The sequence below is a fragment of the Aminobacter carboxidus genome (assembly GCF_014863355.1).
GTDB lineage: Bacteria > Pseudomonadota > Alphaproteobacteria > Rhizobiales > Rhizobiaceae > Aminobacter > Aminobacter carboxidus.
This window is the reverse complement of record NZ_JACZEP010000003.1, coordinates 341,190-360,121: the sequence shown is the minus strand read 5'-3', so window position 1 is coordinate 360,121 and position 18,932 is coordinate 341,190. Positions and strand designations below refer to the sequence as shown.

Here is an 18,932-nt window from a genome sequence, read left to right as displayed (position 1 = left end):
GCGTGGAACAACCTGATGTACAGCAACATCGCCCAGGTGCTCGGCCCGCGCGCGCTTCATGACCGGATCTATGCCGGCGATATCCTTCGTTTCAGCGCACTCGCGCCGATGCGAGAGCTCGTCAGCTTCACACGAGCCTTTCTGGAAGATGCGTTCGCGCCGTTCGAGCCGGTCGAGATCCACCGGCATTTGTCGCATCAAGAGCAGACGGAAAGCTTTGCGCAATGCCAGCGCGCCTTCGCCAGGTCGCCCGAGGTCAGGCTGTTATGGCGCAATGTCTTCGAGGCTTGCGGCCTTGACGCACAAGAGCTCGCCCGCGACGCGCTCTACCTCAGGTTCCAGCCGCACCAGGATCCCGGCACCGTCGTGCCGCGTGCCCGCACCACTGCAACCATCGCCTTCCACCGCGACACCTGGGGCTCCAACCTCTATGCCCAGACCAACTGGTGGGCGCCCATCTACGACATTGATGAAGGGCGGACCTTTGCGATCTACCCCTCGCTTTGGGATCGTCCGGTCGCAAACACCAGCACCGACTTCGACCTTTCCGCACTTTTGGAGCGATCGAAATCAGGTGGACGCAACGCCGTCGATGCCGATGCGGCGATACCTCACCTGACCGAGGAGCTGGAGGTCGGCGACGCGATACCGGTGGTCATAGCACCGGGCGAGACCATCGCTTTCTCCAGCGCTCATGCCCATGCCGGCGTGCCCAATTCGACCGGCCTGACCCGCATTTCGCTGGAAACACGCACGCTGTGGATCGATGACGTTCGCTCAGGCCGCGGCGCGCCCAATGTCGACGGCTTCGCGCGCTGGATGTCGCCAGGCATGTTCCGCCGGTTGAGCGACGAGACCCCGCTGCATGACATCCTCGGCATGAACCGGATCGAGCTTTTCGCCGGCCCGATGCCCGCCAACCCGGCCTGTGCTGCCCAAGGCTTACACCACCATCGATGACATCGCAGACTGCTGGACAAGCAGGTCGGCGACCGTCTCGAGGCTCGCAGCCAGTGAAGCCTTATTGGACGCGGCACCCAAACCGAGGCGCACAGCCTCGGGAGCGGGCCCTGAAACAGAGAACGCGTCGCTGGTGACGACGCCGATACCGGCCGAGCGCAAGCGGGCGGCAAAGTCGCTCCGGTTCCAGTCTGAGGGAAGCTTCAGCCAGACGTGGAAGCCTTCGGCATTTGCCTGAGCGAGGCTGGACGGCAGCAGTTGCGACGCTATCGCCTGCCGCTGCGTGGCTTCGACGCGGATTGCCGCCAGCACGGACTGGGCAACCCCTGTTTCGATCCATCGCGTAGCGAGCGAAGCGGTGAGCGGCGAGGCCATGCCCGCTGTCGCCCGGATGGCGCCTGCCAGGTGGGCGACCGTGCGCTCTTGCGGCACCACCACGTAGGCCACGCGCAGGGCCGGCGCCAGGCACTTGGCCAGGCCGGCAATGTAGTAGGTGATTTCAGGTGCAAGTGCCGCGAAGGAGGCAATCGGATTGACCGGCAAGGCGCCATAGGCATCGTCCTCGACGATCAGCACACCGTGCTGGCGCGCGATCGCCACGATCCGCTCGCGCCTTGCCTGCGACAGCGTTGTCGTCGTCGGATTATGCAGCGTCGGCGTGCAGTAGAGCAGCTTCGGCGCGCGCTTGCGGCAGGCTTCCTCGAACGCTTCGGGGATCAGCCCCTCGGCATCCATCGCGACGCCGGTGACACCAATGCGCAGATGCTCGGCAACGGCAAGCAGCCCAGGATAGGTCAGCGCCTCGGCGCAGATGGTCTCGCCCGGTGCCGCCAACGCCCCCAGCAGCGCCAGCAATGCCCCTTGCGCTCCCGGACACACCATCAACCGGCCGGGCCCAATGTCGCCCAGCCGCGGTTCGAGCCACATGGCTCCGGCAGCGCGATCTCGCAACGTGCCTCCGGCTTCCTGGTAACGCATCAAAAGGCCAAGGCCGTCGCCGGCCTGCAGTTCGGCGACGCTGTCCCACATTCTCGCGGCCAGCTCCGGGTCGTCGAAGCGTGGCGGCAGGTTCATGCTCATATCGACGACACCAGTCACCGTGGTCGACGAACCGGCCGGACGACGCATCCTGACATAGGTGCCCTGCCCGACCCGGCCTTCGACTAGGCCGCGCTTGCGCGCCTCGGCATAGGCACGGCTCACCGTAGTGAAGTCGATGCCAAGCTGGTCGGCAAGCGTCCGCTGCGGCGGCAGGCGAAAGCCACCCGGCAGCCGGCCCGACGCAATGTCGACCGACAGGGCATCGGCAATCGCCAGATACAGCGGCCCGTCGGCCTTCGAGATCGAGGGTGACCAGATGTTGACTGTCATGACGCCGCAGGATCCATCATTGTTTTCCATATATAGGCATAATGTATGCCTACGGTCACCAGCAATGCCTGTAACGGGCTGCTGCTGCTGCCGCCCCCGCGTAAGTCGCGCGCTCGCACACGCTCCAGAACCGCATCACGGGTTCGTTTGCCGCGCTGGACCCAAATGAATCGACGCCGGGATCGCGCGGGAATAAGCTGCCCGTCCCATAGTTGTCACCGGGCAACCGCAGACTGCCCGTTGCTGCAGACCCTGAAGGGCGCAAGGCGCCGGACCCTTGCCCCCGGCGTATGCTCGCCCCGCCCTTTCTTCAAAGCGACCTGCAACCGCGCGAAAACGGCTCGAATTCAACAAGGCAGCCGAGCCTGTCCGGCCGTGCCCGCCGCGGCCGGACATCGGATCGAACGCCCAACTCCGTCACATACACGTGCAAAAGCCTGAACTTGCCGGTTAAAAACCGCAATCGGCAGGCTATTCCTTGCAGCCTCCCGATCAATCTGATTCCCTGAGCCGGTCCGATTCGGGCAGGGGCGCTGCGCAGGAAACGGAACCATGAACACTTCCAAGAAACCTGAGATCTCGGAAATGAGGCCGAAGCTGACCGTTATCGGTGTCGGCGGCGGTGGCGGCAACGCCGTCAACAACATGATTGCCGAAGGTCTCGAGGGCACTGAGTTCATCGTCGCCAATACCGACGCCCAGGCGTTGACCATGTCGAAAGCCTCGAAGCTGGTTCAGCTCGGCGCCGTGGTCACAGAGGGTCTCGGTGCCGGTTCCCTGCCTGAGGTCGGCCAGGCGGCAGCCGAGGAATCGATCCACGAAATAATGGACCAGCTTTCCGGCACGCATATGTGCTTCGTGACGGCCGGCATGGGCGGCGGCACCGGAACCGGTGCTGCTCCGGTCATTGCAAGGGCCGCGCGCGCGGCAGGCATCCTGACCGTCGCCATCGTCACCAAGCCTTTCACCTTCGAAGGCAAGCGGCGCATGCAGATGGCCGAGCAAGGCATCGAACTTTTGCGCCAGGCCGCCGACACGGTCATCGTCATTCCGAACCAGAACCTGTTTCGCATCGCCAACGCCAAGACCACCTTCGAGGATGCGTTCGGCATCGCCGACAAGGTGCTTTATTCCGGCGTCAGCTGCATCACCAACCTGATCGTCAAGGAAGGCCTGATCAATCTCGACTTCGCCGACGTGAAGACGGTGATGCGCGACATGGGACGCGCCATGATGGGTACGGGCGTCGGCAGCGGCGAGAACCGCGCCAGCAAGGCGGCCGAAGCGTCGATCGCCAACCCGCTCATCGATGAGAATTCGATCAAGGGTGCCAGGGGCGTGCTGATCTCGATCTCGGGCGGCATGGACATGACGCTGTTCGAGGTCGACGAGGCGGCCACCCGCATCCGCGAGGAAGTCGGCGACGAAGCCGACATCATCGTCGGCGCGATCTTCGACAACTCGCTCCAGGGCCAGTTCAAGGTGTCGGTTGTTGCTACCGGGCTGGCAGTGCCGACGTCGCAAGGCGAGCCGGTCGTCAACATGCGCGGCGAGCCCGCGCCGGGCTCGATGCAGCCCTACCACTGAGGCTGAACTCCGGGAGCAGCCGCCAAGGCGGCTGGGAAGCTGGCTGGACTGGCTCAATCCCTGTTTCTTGTCATCTCGGCGGCAAAGGTAAAGTGGCGCATCACCAGCGCCTGCAGGTGCTCGGACAGGCCAGCCTTTTCCACCGCCTGACGCATGCATGTCAGCCAGAGATCGCGCAGCTCCGTGCCGATCGCCACGTGCTCGTGGATTTCCTTCAGCCGCGAATGTCCGTGCTTCTGGACGTAATAGCTTGGACCGCCGAAGAAGCCTGAGAGATAGTTGAACTGTTCCTCGCGCGAATGCGCCACGCCATGGCCCCTGCGGTGCAACAGGTGCAGCTCGGCAGCGGCCTCGTCCTGCTCGACGATGTCGTAGAAAATATCGACCAACCGGCGGATGGCGTCTTCGCCTCCCAGCTCGAGATAGAGCGAACGCCCCTTTGGCTGCACAGCTTCATTCACGACAGTCGACCTCCTCCCGGTTACGATGCGTGCCGCACCGGCTGTCCTGATATCCGGCATCGCATGGTCAAAGCCTAACAGCAGAGCCCATTGCGACAAGGGCGGCGGGCTGCGACCTATTAGCCGTCGCTCATTCGTCGGTAACGATGATGTCCATCGCAATGTCGTGCGGCTGCGGATAGATCGTGGCGATCCGGCTACCGGCGTAGCCGACGCCGACGACAAGCGGTCGCTTCGGCATGGCGGCCAGCGTGCGGTCGAAGAAGCCGCCGCCATAGCCCAACCGATAGTTCGCATCGTCGAAGCCGACGACCGGTGCAATGACGACATCAGGCAGGATTGCCGGCCCGTTGGCCGGAACAAGGATGTTCCACACCCCACGTTCGAGTGGGTCGCCCGGTGACCAGGCACGGAACTCGAGCGGCCAGGCCTTCTTGATGACGACGGGCAAGGCGATCCGGCCGCCGCGCCCAATCACGCGGACTGCCCAGTTGCGAAGATCCGGCTCGCCACGGAAAGGCCAGTAGACACTGACGATGCGTCCGCTGACCTTGCCGATTGCCAGGTCGAGTTCGGCGGCGATGCGCTCGGAACGAGCCTTGCGCTCGTCAGGGTCGGCAAGCAGCCGCTCGCCGATCAGCCGTGCCCGCTCCGCCTTGCGCCAGCGCGCGACATCGGCCCACGCATCCGAATGAACTGCCTCGCCCCGGAAGCCAGGCTCAAGCTCATGCATAAGGCAGGGCGGCGAGGCGTATGCCCGGGTTTCGGTAGGAGTGCCTTTTTCGTCAGACATCGTCTTCGTGTCCCGTTGTGGCCGCGACGTTCGATCGTCGATAGGGAAAAACTGCGCTCCATCAATGCGGAAGGCAAACGGAATTAAATGCTGCATTGATGCAATTATTTTGCACTAATGCGCCTATGGACATCGACCGCGCCCGCACGTTTCTCGAGATCGTTCATTGCGGCAGCTTCCTCAGGGCGGCCGATCGGCTCCATGTCAGCCAGACGACCGTCAGTGCCCGCATTCGCACGCTCGAGGATGAACTCGGGCGGCAACTGTTCGTGCGTAACCGCAACGGGGCGCATCTGACACCGGCCGGGCGCGAGTTCGAGCGCTTCGCCCAGTCCTTCGTCCAGATCTGGGAACGCGCGCGCTACCAGTTGGCCATCCCGTCCGGCCGAACGAGCGTCGTCGCACTGGGCGGAGAGCTGAGCCTATGGAACCCCCTGCTTCTCGACTGGCTGGTGTGGATGAAGAAGACCACGCCGGAAATTGCCGTTCACGCCCATGTCGGTGTGCCGGACCAGTTGCTCGACCAGCTCCGGAACGGCGTGCTCGATATCGCCGTGCTCTATGCGCCGAAATTGCTGCCCGGCTTCAAGGTCGAGATACTTCAGGAAGAGCAACTCGTCCTGGTCAGGACCTTGCCCGGCAACGGCAGGCCGGAGGCCGACACCTATGTCTATGTCGATTGGGGACCGCTGTTTGCCGCCCAGCATGATGCCAGTTCGACGGCGTTCGGCGAGCCCGGCCTCGTCGTCGGCCTCGGCCCGCTCGGCCTGAGCTACATCCTGCGCGCCGGCGGCATGGGTTACTTCCGCAAGGGCGTGGTTGCGCCCCTGATCGCTGCGGGCGAGCTCGAAACCGTCGAAGGCGCACCAGAGTTTACCTATCCGGTCTACGCCGTCTGGCCAGAGGCGAGCGAAACGCGCGCGGATGTGCAAGAGGCGCTGCTCGGCCTGAGACAAACCGTCCGATAGACTGAGCGCTCGCGCGAGCAATGCCGTGGGCGGGATCACGCGCTGCCGATGACCCGCATCGATCGCAGATCATGGTTGTAGCGGTGCTGCCGGCACGCAGCTGCAAGTGCCGCACTGAGCACCTCGATGTCGGAAGCTTCATGTGGACGCCAGCCGCAGGGGCAACCATCAGGGCAGGCATGAACGTCGGCCACTTCGCGGTAGATCGATCCGACGGCCTGCGCGGCGAGACGCATCACCGCGATCGGCGACAGGCCTGTCTTATGCATGACTTCGCAAAACTCGTTCATGATCGTTGCACGGATATGCGCTGACGCCTCTTCGCTGCGGCGCTCGATCTCGGCCATCTTTGACACTCGACAGTCTCCAGCTGATATGTTGTCCCGTGATATCCGGCGCTGCCTCAGGCAGGGCGGCGCAGATCCATCGGGGCGGTTTTGTCCTGATCCATGGCAAAATCGGATGCGATTGCCTGCAGCGCCTGGCGCGCGGTTTCAAGCTTGCGCATCGCCTCGAACATCGTCTCGCGGTCGGCACGGTGGCGCTCGAGTTCAACCGCGAAAGCAGAATTGCCTGCATTGTGGGGTTGCGGCGTGGCGTTGACGCGCTTGAGGCTGAGGTCGGCCGTCCGCTTTGCCCGGCGAACCAGGGCGCCCAGGGCTTCGACCTCGGCGAATGTCTCGCGATAGCGGCGCATGCTGTCACCCTACGCCTCTCTGGAATCCTTGTAGGGATTGAAATGCATCATGACCTGCTGGCCTCCGGCGCAAACTCGTTGTCGCGCATACGCTCGAATGCCTCGCGGCCCGCTATGCCGACCGGCTCTTCGGCGGCGTAGGAGTCTGTCGAAAGCGGCCGGATCTCGACTCCCTTGCCATATTGCAGTTTCTGCCAATGCCCCGGCTGCGGGCGGGCGATGTCATGGCGATCACAGGCCTGCGCCACTTGCTGGTCGCGCACGCCAAGCTGCACGGCGATCTCTGTCATCGGTCGCGACCAGACCAGTTGATGAAGCTCGGCACGCGTCAGTTCGACAACCGCGCTGTTTGCCCGCAAGCCCAGCCTGCTGATCCGGTGCGTCCCGACATTCATTTCCGAAAGAGCTGTTGCCACTGCCCTGGTCCCATCGTGCCCGACGGCGGCCGTTGCGACCGTCCCGTTTCGACTACAACTGGACCATATAAAACATGACAATAAATATCAAGTTTAGTTTGATCTGGAATTTTGCTTCATCGGCGAAGTCTGAAACCTAGTCGAAAGGCTCGCAGCTGGCGCGAATGCAGCGACGCGGGAGCCGCTGCCCGAGGCAGTTTCATGGTCGTGCTCTGGTGTCAGCGGCAACGAGATCCAGTGCCTGGACGACCAATCTGCCTGAATTCTCACCGAAGAACGCCTCGACGCCATAGACGTCGCGCAGGGTCCGGGCGGTCAGCACTTCATCAGGTGTGCCGTCGGCAACGATCTTGCCGCCGTCGATGAGCAGCAGTCGGGTGCACCAGCGGGCGGCGAGCCCGAGATCGTGTAGCGAAGCCACGACGCTTCGTCCGCCGGCCGCGAGATCGGCAAACAGGCGCATCAGCGTGATCTGGTGTGATGGATCAAGCCCGGCCGTCGGCTCGTCGGCGAGCAGCAGCGGCGTCTCCTGCGCCAGCGCCCGGGCGATCAGCACACGCGCCTTTTCGCCACCCGAAAGTTCGGTTGTGGCGCGTTCGCGGAAGCTGTCGACCTCCATCTTGCGCATTGCAGCTTCGATGGCATTGCGGTCGGCAAGGCCGAGCGATGCGAAGCTTGGCCGATAAGGCGAGCGGCCAAGCCCGACCAGCATCTCGACCGGCACGGCCCAGGCGATCTCGCGTTCCTGCGCGACATAAGCCATGTGCCGGGCTCGCTCCTTGGCGGTGACATGAGCGGCGTCGAGCGCGCCCAGTGCAACCGCCCCTTCGGCCGGCGTCAGGCCGAGCAATGCCCGCAGCAAGGTAGACTTGCCGGCGCCATTCGGCCCGATCAGGCCAATGAATTCGCCTGGCATGACGGAAAAGGACACGCCCTTGAGCACCGGCCGGCCGCCGAGCGATGCCGTAAGACCTTGAACATCGAGCAACATCAGGCAAGTTTCCTTCTCGTGCGATAGACAAGCCACAGGAAGAACGGCGCGCCGACGATCGCGGTCAGAACGCCGAGCTTGAGGTCGCGGCCAGGCGCGATGAGCCGAACCAAAATATCGGCAGTCAGCAGCATGCAGGCACCGCCCAGGGCGCTCGCTGGCAACAGCCGCGACGGGCGTGCGCCGACCATCGGCCTCAGCATGTGCGGTACGACCAAGCCGACAAAGCCGATTGCGCCCGACACCGCGGTTGCCGCGCCCACGGAAGCCGCCGTGCCGAAGACGGCAAGCAGTTGCACGCGGCGCATGTCGATGCCCATGCTCGCCGCGGTCTCGTTGCCAAGTGTCAACGCATCGAGCGCCCGCCCGAGAGCCGCCAGCATCGCCCAGCCGACCAGCATGAACGGCAAGGCGAGCCAGACATGGGTCATCGACCTGTCGGTCAGCGAACCGAGCATCCAGAACATGATCTCGAGCGCTGCGAACGGATTGGGCGACAAGTTGAGCGCCAGCGAGGTCATCGCACCGGCGAAGCTCGAGACGGCGACGCCGGCAAGGATGATTGTCAGCGTACTGCCGCGCAGTCCGGCAAGCGCCTGAACCACGACGACGGCGAGCACGGACGCAGCCAAGGCGGACAACGGCAATGCGAGCGGGAAGACAATGGTCAGGCCGGAATAGATGGCGATCACCGCGCCCAGCGAGGCCGAGGCACTGACGCCGATCAGCCCCGGTTCGGCCAGCGGATTGCGCAGATAGCCCTGCAGCGCGGCACCGGAAAGCCCGAGTGTTGCGCCGACCATCAGTCCGAGCAGTGCACGCGGCAGGCGGATCTCGCGCATGATCAGTTCGATGGCGCCCGCCTTGTCGGAGAACAATGCGGCGATGCTGTCGGCGAAACCGAGACCCGCCGGGCCGACGGTGAGTGAAAGCAGGAACAGGAAAGTGGCGAGGATGGCGAGAGCGGCCAGTACCAGCCGATAGCGAGAGGTATCGCTCATTTGGCCTCTTCCTTGTCCAGCTGGCTTGCGGCGTCGCGCAGCAGGCGGGCGGCTTCGAGCGTGAAGGGCGCGCCGCAGATGGTGTAGCGCGACGGCACCGCCACCGCGCTGCCCCGCTCTGCGACCGCCTGATATGCCGGGTGGACGAAGTTCTCCTGGGCGAGTGCCGGGGCGCCATAGTCTTCGTCGCCACCGGCGACCAAGTCTGGTTTGCTCAGCACCAGCATCTCCAGTGGCAACCGCGCCGTGCCGCTGAGACCCAACCTGTCCGCGACATTGACCAGCCCCGAAAGCTTGACGATCTCATCGACAAGCGTTCCGGCACCTGATGTGTAGCTGTTGGCATAGTAGGTCGCGACGGTCTTGTGCGAGGCGCCTCCCTTGCCCAATTCGGCAAGGCCATGCTCAAGCTCGGCGACCAGCTCGGCCGACCGCTCGCGCTGCTCCAGCACCTCCCCCATGCGCAGGATGTTGGTCCTGATGTCGGCGATGGAGCTATCGGGCGCGAATTCCTCAACCCTGACACCCAGCCGCCTCAGCAGCGCCACCGTTGTCCGTGTCGTGTAGGTACCGGCGAGCACCAGGTCCGGATGCATCAGGAACACTTCCTCGGCGAGCCCATGATTGACCGCGAGTCCCCTGGCCCGGTCTGCCAGTACCGACGTGTTGGGATCGCTTGCAAGGTGGGAGACCGAATGCAGTTGCCTCTCGCCGGCAACAAGCATCGCCAGCTGATCGGTGCAGACATTCATCGACACGACACGCTTTGGCGGTTGGGCAGCTGCCGGCACGGATGAACCGGACACTGCGGCCAGGCCCGCGAGGGCGGGCAGCCACGCTCGAAACCGAGCATAGCCGAGACGATTGGTGGGCATGTTACCTCTCATCAGAACACACGCGTGAAGCTCAGATTGAAGGTTCGTCCCTGCGCGCGGTAAGTTGGTGACGGTCGAATATATTGTTCGGCGAACAGGTTCTCGGCCGAAAATTTCGGTCACTCATCGGAAGTGCAATTGCCGGCGAAATCCACCCTCACATATCAAGGTAGCTTGACCACGAACATCCTGTTTTCAATGAGATTGAGCCATTCCGGGCACGCAGCAAAAAAGAGAGTGCCCGACCGGGGCAACTCCACAGAGTGCCGATGGAAGCCTCGTAGACGGTCGCGGAAACTGAACCAATCGCCAAATTGGATCTCGGTGACGATGTCGGCGCCGAGACCAACGACATTGCTCGCACACCGCCACGATCTCACACTCCGCACATGTTCAGCCAAGCAAGGTCCGTGTCAGCGCGTGATCCTTGTCGGCAAGTCCGTCGATGACGCTGAAATGATGCCGGTCGGGTTCGACCACTGCACCGGTCGCAGCACCAAGGCCGGTCCAGATGTTGGCGAGCAAGTCGTTCTGGCGCAGGAACTCGGCGCGCTCGCCGCCGCCGACCCAGCAGGTGATGCGGACGTTGGCCATCGGCCGCAGCAGCGCCGGGCTCTCGGCCAACGCCTCGGCTTCGTCGATGTGCAGCGTCTTGTTCATGCCGGTGTTCATCAGCGACCTGAGATCATGCACCCCCGACAGCGAGACGACATGGCGGATGCGCGCCTGGACCTCCGGCGCCAGCGGCGAACCTGATGCGACCATGCGCGAGACAAGGTGACCACCAGCGGAATGGCCGGTCAGCATGATCGGGCCTTCGACCAGTCCGGCTGCCTTGCCGATCGCCGCGCCGACTTCACGCACGATGTTGCCGATCCTGACTTCCGGACACAAGGTATAGGAGGGCATCGCCACCGCGTAGCCCAAATCGACGGAGCCCTTGGCGAGATGCGACCAGTAACTCTTGTCGAGCGCCATCCAGTAGCCGCCATGCACGAAAACGACGAGTCCCTTGGGCGTGCCTTCAGGCAGGAACAAGTCGAGCCGGTTGCGCGGCTTGTCGCCGTAGCCGATGTCGAGCTGCGCCCTATCGGTCGCCGACAAGGTGTCGCGAAACGACTGCGCCGGCTCCACCCACGCGGCCGGCCAACGGTCGCCGCCGGCGATGTTGGCGCCATTGGTGTAGGCGTTGTCCCAATCGGCGATACGGCGTTCGAGCATGCGGGCATCCCTCCAAGCGGCAGCAATCAGGCGCATAGCAATGGCCAGCGGGCCGGATCGCGTCAATGGGCCAGAGCCAGAAACTTTATGCTTGAAATAATTTTGGTCCGGTGCAATTCTCGGCCATCAGTCGAGAACGTGGGAGGTCTCGCTGTGCCAGACGCCGGTCGCAATGCCGATCGCGCAAGATGGGTGCCGCGGCCTGTGCCGAACGGCTGCCCCGTTGTGGCGCGGCACCTCCCCCGAAGTAACGCATTCCAACGCACGCATGACGGCTCCGTCATGCCGAGGAGCAGGTAGGGGACAGCCGCAGAATGCTCGGACCGTCAGCGCATATCGACACCTTCACCCGCGACAACCTGCCGCCTGAGGGACAGTGGCCGGACTTCCTCCTCGATGGCTTCGACTATCCCGAGCATCTCAACGCAGCCGTCGAGCTGACCGATCGCCTGGTCGAAAAGGGCCTGGGCGATCACACCGCCCTGATCGGCAATGGCCGCCGCCGCACCTACAAGGAGCTGTCCGACTGGACCAACCGCCTCGCCCATGCGCTGGTCGAGAACTACGGCGTCAAGCCTGGCAACCGCGTGCTGATCCGCTCGGCCAACAACCCCGCCATGGTCGCCTGCTGGCTTGCCGCGACCAAGACAGGGGCTGTCGTCGTCAACACCATGCCGATGCTGCGCGCCGGCGAACTCACCAAGATCGTCGACAAGGCCGAGATCACCATCGCGCTTTGCGACACGCGGCTCATGGATGAAATGGTCGCTTGCGCCAAGGACAGTCCCTTCCTCAAGACCGTGATCGGCTTCGACGGCACCGCCAATCACGACGCCGAGCTCGATCGCATCGCACTGGACAAGTCCGTCATCTTCGAAGCTGTGAAAACCGGCCGTGACGACGTCGCCCTGCTCGGTTTCACCTCTGGCACCACGGGCGTGCCGAAGGCGACGATGCACTTCCATCGCGACCTGCTGATCATCGCCGACGCCTATGCCAAAGAGGTGCTTTCGGTGACCTCCGACGACGTCTTCGTTGGCTCGCCGCCGCTCGCCTTCACCTTCGGCCTTGGCGGCCTGGCCATTTTTCCGCTGCGCTTCGGTGCCGCAGCGACGCTGCTCGAGCAGGCGACGCCGCCCAACATGATCCACATCATCGAGACCTATAAGGCGACGATCTCGTTCACCGCGCCCACCGCCTATCGCGCCATGCTCAAGGCAATGGACGAAGGTGCAGATCTGTCGTCGCTGCGTGTCGCGGTATCAGCCGGCGAGACCTTGCCCGGACCGGTGTTCGAGGAGTGGCTGGCCAAAACAGGCAAGCCGATCCTCGACGGCATCGGCGCCACCGAAATGCTGCACATCTTCATCTCCAACCGCTTCGAGGACATGAAGCCCGCTTCCACCGGCAAGCCGGTCGGCGGTTATGAGGCGCGGATTGTCGATGGCGACATGAACGAAGTGTCGCGCGGCACTGTCGGCAAGCTCGCCGTGCGCGGCCCGACCGGCTGCCGCTACATGTCGGACGACAGGCAGCTCGAATATGTCCGCGACGGCTGGAATGTCACCGGCGACGCCTTCTACCAGGATGAGGACGGCTTCTTCCATTTCGCGGCCCGCTCCGACGACATGATCGTCAGCGCCGGCTACAACATTGCCGGCCCCGAGGTTGAAGCGGCCCTGTTCTCGCATCCCGAAGTCGCTGAATGCGCCGTCATCGGTGCCGAGGACGGCGAACGCGGCCAGATCGTCGAAGCCTATGTCGTGCTGGTCGCCGGCGTGGCCGCCGATGCCGCGACCGTCAAGCGGCTGCAGGATCACGTCAAGGCAACGATCGCACCGTATAAGTACCCGCGCTCGGTGAAGTTCATCGACGCCCTGCCCAAGACCCAGACCGGCAAGATCCAGCGTTTCCGGTTGCGCGCGGAGAAGATGAGTTGAGCAAGCCGTACGATCCCTCCACCGAGGGCGCGCAGATGTCGTTCAAGGACCGCATGTCCTACAGCGACTACCTGCATCTCGAAAAGATTCTCGACGCCCAGGCGCCGCTTTCGACCGCTCATGACGAGATGCTGTTCATCATCCAGCATCAGACCTCCGAGCTGTGGATGAAGCTCGCACTGCATGAGATCGGCTCGGCGATCCGCTCGATCCGTGCCGACAGGCTCGAACCGTCATTCAAGATGCTGACACGCGTGTCGCGCATCTTCGAACAGCTCAACAGCGCCTGGGACGTTCTCAGGACGATGACGCCGAGCGAATACACCGAGTTTCGCGACTCGCTCGGCCAGTCCTCGGGATTCCAGTCCTGGCAGTATCGCGCCATCGAGTTCATGGCCGGCAATCGCAACATCGCCATGCTGCGCCCACACGCGCACCAGCCCGAACTAGCCGAGAAGCTCGAAGCGGTGCTCGCCCAGCCTTCGCTCTACGACGAGGCGATCCTGCTTCTCGGACGCAACGGCTTCGACATCGGTGCCGACGGCAAGCGTAGCGACTGGCGCGAAACCCGCAGCGAGAGCGAAGAGGTGCTTGTCGCCTGGCAGACGATCTATCGCGATCCGCAACGCTACTGGATGTTCTACGAGCTGGCCGAGAAGCTGGTTGATTTCGAAGATTACTTCCGTCGCTGGCGCTTCAACCACGTCACCACGGTCGAACGCATCATCGGTATGAAACGCGGCACTGGCGGCACATCGGGCGCCTCGTACCTCAAGAAGATGCTGGAGGTTGAACTGTTTCCGGAACTCTGGAAAGTTCGCACCCGGCTCTAACAGACTTCAAACAACAACGGGAACACTAGGGAGGAGTATCTAATGAAGAAGATCATTGCGGCCGGAATTTTCGGCCTGTCACTGGCGGCATCCAGCCTTGCCTACGCCGAGCCGGTCAAGATCGGCGTCATCACCACGCTTTCGGGCGGCGGTGCCGGCCTTGGCGTCGACATGCGCGATGCCTTTACGCTGGCGATGAAGCAGTCCGGCAACAAGGATGTCGAGCTGGTCGTCGAGGACGACGCCCAGAAGCCCGAGATCGCCGTGCAGCTGGCCGAAAAGATGATCCAGAGCGACAAGGTCGACCTATTGACCGGCATCATCTGGTCGAACCTCGCCATGGCCGTGGTGCCGAATGCGGTGGCGCAGGACGTTATCTACCTGTCGCCCAATGCCGGCCCTTCGGCGCTGGCCGGCGCCAAGTGCAACAAGAACTATTTCAACGTCGCCTACCAGAACGACAACTTCCACGAGGCGATGGGCCAATACGCCAACAAGGACTACAAGAAGACCTTCATCCTCGCCCCGAACTATCCCGCCGGCAAAGACTCGCTGACCGGCTTCAAGCGCTACTACAAGGGCGAGCTGGCGGGTGAAGTCTACACCCAGGTCGGCCAGACCGACTACGCCGCCGAGATCGCCCAGATCCGCGATTCCGGTGCCGACTCGGTGTTCTTCTTCCTGCCCGGCGGCATGGGCATCTCGTTCATGAAGCAGTACGCCCAATCGGGCGTAAACATCCCGGTCATGGGACCCGGCTTCTCCTTCGACCAGGACATCCTGCCGGCGGTTGGCGACGCCGCCCTTGGCGTCAAGAACTCGGCCAGCTGGTCCAAGGACCTCGACAACGAAGCCAACAAGGCTTTCGTCGAAGCCTTCCAGGCCGAATACAAGCGCCTGCCCTCGGTCTACGCCGCCCAGAGCTGGGACACCGCAAACCTGATCCTGGCAGCCCTGTCGAAGGCAAGCGTCAAGGACAAGGATGCCTTCCGCGCCGCTCTCAAGGCGGCCGACTTCAAGTCGGTGCGCGGCGAGTTCGCCTTCAACACCAACAACCACCCGGTGCAGAACATCTACGTGCGTGAAGTGGTCAAGGAAGGCGACGTGCTAACCAACAAGATCGTCGCCACCGCCTTCGAACACCACAAGGACGCCTACGCCGAACAGTGCAAGATGTAGCTAGCCAATAGCAGGCTAGCCTTACATGGGGCGTCCGACCCCCACTCCGCCTCGCTGCGCTCGGCACCTCTCCCCCTCAAAAGGGGGTAAGGAAAGGAGCCAAGACGCAGCCGGCTTTTCCTCTCCCCCGTCGAACGGGGGAGAGGTGGTTTGCGAAGCAAACCGGAGTGGGGGTCGACGTCCTCCGATATCGCATAGAAGCGCGGCAGGCGTCCCGCCGCACTGAACCGACAATCCAGCCAGCGAAAGCGTCCCCTTGTCCATCGCACTGCTCATCGAGCAACTTCTCAACGGGCTACAGCTCGGGGTGATGCTGTTCCTCATGGCCGCCGGCCTGACGCTGATCTTCGGCGTCATGGGCCTGATCAACCTCGCCCATGGTTCGCTCTACATGATCGGCGCCTTTGCCTGTGCGGCGGTCGCGGCGGCCACCGGCTCGTTCTGGATCGGCCTTGCGGCGAGCCTGGTCGCTGCGGCCGCAGCTGGCGCGATCATCGAGGTGACCGTGATACGCCGCCTCTACGACCGCGACCATCTCGACCAGGTGCTGGCGACATTCGCGCTGATCCTGATCTTCTCCGAAGGCACACGCTGGCTGTTCGGTTCGTTCCCGCTCTATCTCGACATCCCGTCGCTGCTGCAAGGTGCGGTGCCCCTGCCCGGCGGCGGCCAGTACCAGCTTTACCGCCTCGCCATCATCGGCGTCGGGGTGGTGGTCGCGCTGGGCCTGTATCTGCTGATCTCGCGCACAAGGCTCGGCATGCGCATCCGCGCCGGTGAATCCGACCGCGAGATGATCGCAGCGCTCGGCGTCGATATCCGTACGCTCTACACCGTCGTCTTCGCACTTGGTGCTGCCCTTGCCGGTCTTGCCGGGGCGCTTGTCGGTGCCCTGCAATCGGTACAGGTCGGCATGGGCGAGCCGGCGTTGATCCTCGCCTTCGTGGTCATCGTCATCGGCGGCATAGGCTCGATCAAGGGCGCGTTGTTTGGTGCGATCCTCGTCGGTGTCGTCGACACAATGGGCCGCTTCCTGCTGCCCAAGGCCCTGGCGCTGATGATGCCGGCGGCACAGGCCGGACTGATCGGTGCAGCACTTGCCTCCATGCTGATCTACATCGTCATGGCGCTCATCCTTGCCTTCAGGCCGAGCGGCCTGTTTGCGGCGCAGTCGTGAGGGCCGCCATGAGCCGCGAAACCATCGTCAACATTCTGCTGGCGCTGCTGTTGCTGGCAGTCCCGCTTGGCGCATCCGCCATGGGCGAGCCGTTCTACATCACACTTGCCACCCGCATCGCCATCCTGGCGCTCGCCGCCGTCGGCCTCAACATCGCGCTCGGCCTCGGTGGACTGGTGTCTTTCGGCCATGCCGCCTTCTTCGGCCTCGGCGGCTACGCGGCCGGCATCCTTGCCACCCATGCATTCGATGGCGTGCCACTGTTCGCCGGCATTCCGGGCACGGCATCGATGCCGATCATCTGGCTTGTCGCGGTGGTGGTCTGCGGCCTGATCGCCTTGCCGATCGGCGCGATCAGTCTGCGCACGACGGGCGTCTACTTCATCATGATCACGCTCGCCTTCGCGCAGATGATCTACTACTTCGCCGTGTCGTGGCCGGCCTATGGCGGCGAGGACGGACTTTCGATCTACGTCCGCAACGAATTCCCCGGCGTGAATACCACCCAGCCGCTGTCTTATTTCCTGATCTGCTATGCGGTGCTCATGGCGGCCCTCGGCCTGTTCTGGCTGCTACGCGGCTCACGTTTCGGCGCTGCCCTTCAGGCGGCACGGCAGAACGCGACGCGCCTGGCTGCAGTCGGCATCACGCCTTTCAATGTCAGGTTGATCGCCTTCGCTGTCTCGGCGATGGTCACCGGTCTCGCCGGCGCGCTGTTCGCCGATCTCAACAAGTTCGTCAGCCCGTCGATGCTGTCCTGGCACATGTCGGGCGAACTGATCGTGCTCATCATCCTCGGCGGCAAAGGCCGACTGTTCGGACCCGTCGCCGGCGCCATGCTCTACGTGTTGATCGAATATGCGCTTGGCGGCATCACCGAACGCTGGCAGTTCTTCCTCGGCCTGATCCTGCTCGGCGTGGTGCTGTTCGCGCGCGGCGGCCTGCTCGGGCTGCTGGCCGGAAAGGTGCGTCATGGTTGAGCCGGTCCTCGAAATCCGCGACCTCAGGAAAACCTTTGGTGCGCTCAAGGCCACCGACAGCGTCAGCCTTGATCTCAGGCCGGGCGAGATTCATGCGCTGATCGGCCCCAACGGTGCCGGCAAGAGCACGCTGATCCACCAGATCTCGGGCTCGTTCCGGCCCGACAGCGGCACCATCCGCTTCCTCGGCCAGGACATGGCCGGGCTCGACATGGCCGCCCGCGCGCGTCTCGGACTTGGCCGCAGCTTCCAGATCTCGTCGCTGGCGCAGGAGTTTTCCGCGCTTCGCAACGTCATGCTGGCGGTGCAGGCACGTCAGGGAACGAGCTTCCGCTTCTTCCGCCCTGTCATGAGCGACAAGAGCCTGACCGAACCGGCGATGGCGATGCTGGAGCGGGTCGGCCTTGCCGGTCGCGCTTACGTGGCCGCCGCCGAGCTGTCGCATGGCGAACGCCGCCAACTCGAAATCGCCATTGCGTTGGCGCTCGGCTCCAGGGCGTTCCTGTTCGACGAACCAATGGCCGGCATGGGGCCTGAAGGATCGAAAGCGTTGACAAAATTCCTCGACGGTTTGCGCCATGAAGCGCCGATCCTGCTTGTCGAGCACGACATGGATGCCGTCTTCGCACTCGCCGACCGCATCTCGGTTCTGGTCTACGGCCGTGTCATCGCCACTGGCACTGTCGACCAGATCCGCAACGACCCCGAAGTCCGCCGGGCCTATCTCGGAGAAGCCGCGTGAGCCTGCTCGAACTCAAAGGGGTCGAAACCTTCTACGGCGCATCGCAGGCACTGTTCGGCGTCTCGCTCGATGTGCGCGAGGGCGAGGTCGTGGCGCTGATGGGCCGCAACGGCATGGGCAAGTCGACGACGATCAATTCGATACTCGGTCTGGCGAAACCACGCTCGGGCTCGATCAGCTTTGGCGGCCGCCAGCTTGCCGGCATGCGCCCGCACCGCATCGCCCGCCTCGGACTGGGTCTGGTGCCCGAGGGGCGACGCTGCTTCCCCAATCTGACCGTCTTGGAAAACCTGCTTGCCGCAGCACGCGGTAGTGAGTGGACACTGGAAAAGGTGGTCGAGCTGTTTCCGCGTCTCGGCGAACGTCGCGACCAGTATGCCAACACGCTGTCAGGCGGCGAGCAGCAGATGCTGGCGATCGGCCGCGCGCTGATGACCAATCCCAGCCTGCTCATTCTTGACGAAGCGACCGAGGGGCTAGCGCCCGTCATCCGTCAGGACATCTGGGCTGCAATCCGCAAGCTCAAGGCATCGGGGCAGTCGATTCTCGTTGTCGACAAGACGTTGTCGGAGCTGCTGCCCGTGGCCGATCGCTGCTTCGTGCTGGAGAAGGGCGTGACGGTCTTCCAAGGCGCACCGGATGCCCTGACGCCTGAGATCCAGGACCGCTATCTCGGCGTATGAAAAAGGGCGGCAAAAGCCGCCCTCAGACTGCTGACAAACCTCCGGGCACACCTAAAT

At 63.6% G+C, this 18,932-nt stretch carries 20 protein-coding genes; 10 read left to right on the top strand and 10 right to left on the bottom strand.

Annotation, left to right across the window (positions count from 1 at the left end):
- Positions 1-15 precede the first annotated feature (15 nt).
- Positions 16-960 (top strand): hypothetical protein, encoded by a 945-nt coding sequence (locus IHE39_RS13595; protein WP_192566832.1) that lies wholly within the window; start codon positions 16-18, stop codon positions 958-960.
- Here the strand turns inward: IHE39_RS13595 and IHE39_RS13590 are convergent.
- Positions 943-2,331: an aminotransferase-like domain-containing protein gene (locus tag IHE39_RS13590; RefSeq protein ID WP_192566831.1), complete on the bottom strand. Its 1,389-nt coding sequence runs from the start codon at positions 2,329-2,331 to the stop codon at positions 943-945. The genes IHE39_RS13595 and IHE39_RS13590 overlap by 18 nt on opposite strands.
- A gap of 552 nt (positions 2,332-2,883) precedes the next feature.
- Here IHE39_RS13590 and ftsZ point away from each other — a divergent pair.
- Positions 2,884-3,918 carry a cell division protein FtsZ gene (ftsZ, locus tag IHE39_RS13585; RefSeq protein WP_184770537.1) on the top strand — a complete coding sequence of 345 codons (1,035 nt, stop codon included), beginning with the start codon at positions 2,884-2,886 and terminating at the stop codon, positions 3,916-3,918.
- Between the two features lie 53 nt (positions 3,919-3,971).
- Here ftsZ and IHE39_RS13580 read toward each other — a convergent pair whose 3' ends face one another.
- Positions 3,972-4,379 carry a globin domain-containing protein gene (locus IHE39_RS13580; RefSeq protein WP_192566830.1) on the bottom strand — a complete coding sequence of 136 codons (408 nt, stop codon included), beginning with the start codon at positions 4,377-4,379 and terminating at the stop codon, positions 3,972-3,974.
- Positions 4,380-4,509: 130 nt separating this feature from the next.
- Entirely contained in the window at positions 4,510-5,172 is a 663-nt protein-coding gene (locus IHE39_RS13575; RefSeq protein WP_246471055.1) for a 5-formyltetrahydrofolate cyclo-ligase, read from the bottom strand.
- Between the two features lie 125 nt (positions 5,173-5,297).
- On the opposite strand from IHE39_RS13575, the gene IHE39_RS13570 reads away from it, so the two are divergent.
- On the top strand, positions 5,298-6,140 hold the full coding sequence (locus IHE39_RS13570) for a LysR family transcriptional regulator (protein WP_192566829.1): 843 nt from the start codon (positions 5,298-5,300) through the stop codon (positions 6,138-6,140).
- Positions 6,141-6,175: 35 nt separating this feature from the next.
- Here IHE39_RS13570 and IHE39_RS13565 read toward each other — a convergent pair whose 3' ends face one another.
- The 7 genes from IHE39_RS13565 to IHE39_RS13535 all read right to left on the bottom strand — a co-directional run bounded on the left by IHE39_RS13565 (position 6,176) and on the right by IHE39_RS13535 (position 11,341).
- A complete protein-coding gene (locus IHE39_RS13565; RefSeq protein WP_434781313.1) occupies positions 6,176-6,496 on the bottom strand; it encodes a hypothetical protein in 321 nt (106 codons plus the stop codon).
- Between the two features lie 47 nt (positions 6,497-6,543).
- The gene (locus tag IHE39_RS13560; RefSeq protein ID WP_192566828.1) at positions 6,544-6,837 is read right to left on the bottom strand and encodes a hypothetical protein; all 294 of its coding nucleotides are present in this window, start codon (positions 6,835-6,837) and stop codon (positions 6,544-6,546) included.
- Between the two features lie 47 nt (positions 6,838-6,884).
- Positions 6,885-7,196, bottom strand: coding sequence for a hypothetical protein (locus IHE39_RS13555; RefSeq protein WP_192566827.1), 312 nt, complete (start codon positions 7,194-7,196; stop codon positions 6,885-6,887).
- A gap of 256 nt (positions 7,197-7,452) precedes the next feature.
- A complete protein-coding gene (locus tag IHE39_RS13550; protein ID WP_184770598.1) occupies positions 7,453-8,247 on the bottom strand; it encodes an ABC transporter ATP-binding protein in 795 nt (264 codons plus the stop codon).
- Positions 8,244-9,245, bottom strand: a complete 1,002-nt coding sequence (locus tag IHE39_RS13545; RefSeq protein WP_192566826.1) for a FecCD family ABC transporter permease — start codon at positions 9,243-9,245, stop codon at positions 8,244-8,246. The genes IHE39_RS13550 and IHE39_RS13545 overlap by 4 nt, the downstream gene beginning before the upstream one ends.
- Complete coding sequence (locus IHE39_RS13540) at positions 9,242-10,120, bottom strand: ABC transporter substrate-binding protein (RefSeq protein WP_192566825.1); 879 nt, start codon at positions 10,118-10,120, stop codon at positions 9,242-9,244. Before IHE39_RS13540 ends, IHE39_RS13545 begins: the two co-directional genes overlap by 4 nt.
- 393 nt (positions 10,121-10,513) lie before the next feature.
- A complete protein-coding gene (locus IHE39_RS13535; RefSeq protein ID WP_192566824.1) occupies positions 10,514-11,341 on the bottom strand; it encodes a hormone-sensitive lipase in 828 nt (275 codons plus the stop codon).
- Between the two features lie 314 nt (positions 11,342-11,655).
- Between IHE39_RS13535 and IHE39_RS13530 the strand changes: the two genes are divergently transcribed.
- From IHE39_RS13530 to IHE39_RS13500, 7 genes are all read left to right on the top strand, one after another.
- On the top strand, positions 11,656-13,281 hold the full coding sequence (locus IHE39_RS13530) for an AMP-binding protein (protein WP_192566823.1): 1,626 nt from the start codon (positions 11,656-11,658) through the stop codon (positions 13,279-13,281).
- 35 nt (positions 13,282-13,316) lie between these two features.
- On the top strand, positions 13,317-14,114 hold the full coding sequence (gene kynA, locus IHE39_RS13525; RefSeq protein WP_192566936.1) for a tryptophan 2,3-dioxygenase: 798 nt from the start codon (positions 13,317-13,319) through the stop codon (positions 14,112-14,114).
- Between the two features lie 42 nt (positions 14,115-14,156).
- On the top strand, positions 14,157-15,293 hold the full coding sequence (locus tag IHE39_RS13520; RefSeq protein ID WP_184770528.1) for an ABC transporter substrate-binding protein: 1,137 nt from the start codon (positions 14,157-14,159) through the stop codon (positions 15,291-15,293).
- Between the two features lie 256 nt (positions 15,294-15,549).
- The gene (locus tag IHE39_RS13515) at positions 15,550-16,470 is read left to right on the top strand and encodes a branched-chain amino acid ABC transporter permease (protein WP_192566822.1); all 921 of its coding nucleotides are present in this window, start codon (positions 15,550-15,552) and stop codon (positions 16,468-16,470) included.
- 8 nt (positions 16,471-16,478) lie between these two features.
- Positions 16,479-17,450 carry a branched-chain amino acid ABC transporter permease gene (locus IHE39_RS13510; RefSeq protein WP_184770526.1) on the top strand — a complete coding sequence of 324 codons (972 nt, stop codon included), beginning with the start codon at positions 16,479-16,481 and terminating at the stop codon, positions 17,448-17,450.
- Positions 17,443-18,192: an ABC transporter ATP-binding protein gene (locus IHE39_RS13505; protein ID WP_192566821.1), complete on the top strand. Its 750-nt coding sequence runs from the start codon at positions 17,443-17,445 to the stop codon at positions 18,190-18,192. Before IHE39_RS13510 ends, IHE39_RS13505 begins: the two co-directional genes overlap by 8 nt.
- Positions 18,189-18,875, top strand: a complete 687-nt coding sequence (locus tag IHE39_RS13500) for an ATP-binding cassette domain-containing protein (protein ID WP_192566820.1) — start codon at positions 18,189-18,191, stop codon at positions 18,873-18,875. The genes IHE39_RS13505 and IHE39_RS13500 overlap by 4 nt, the downstream gene beginning before the upstream one ends.
- The last annotated feature ends 57 nt before the right edge of the window (positions 18,876-18,932 follow it).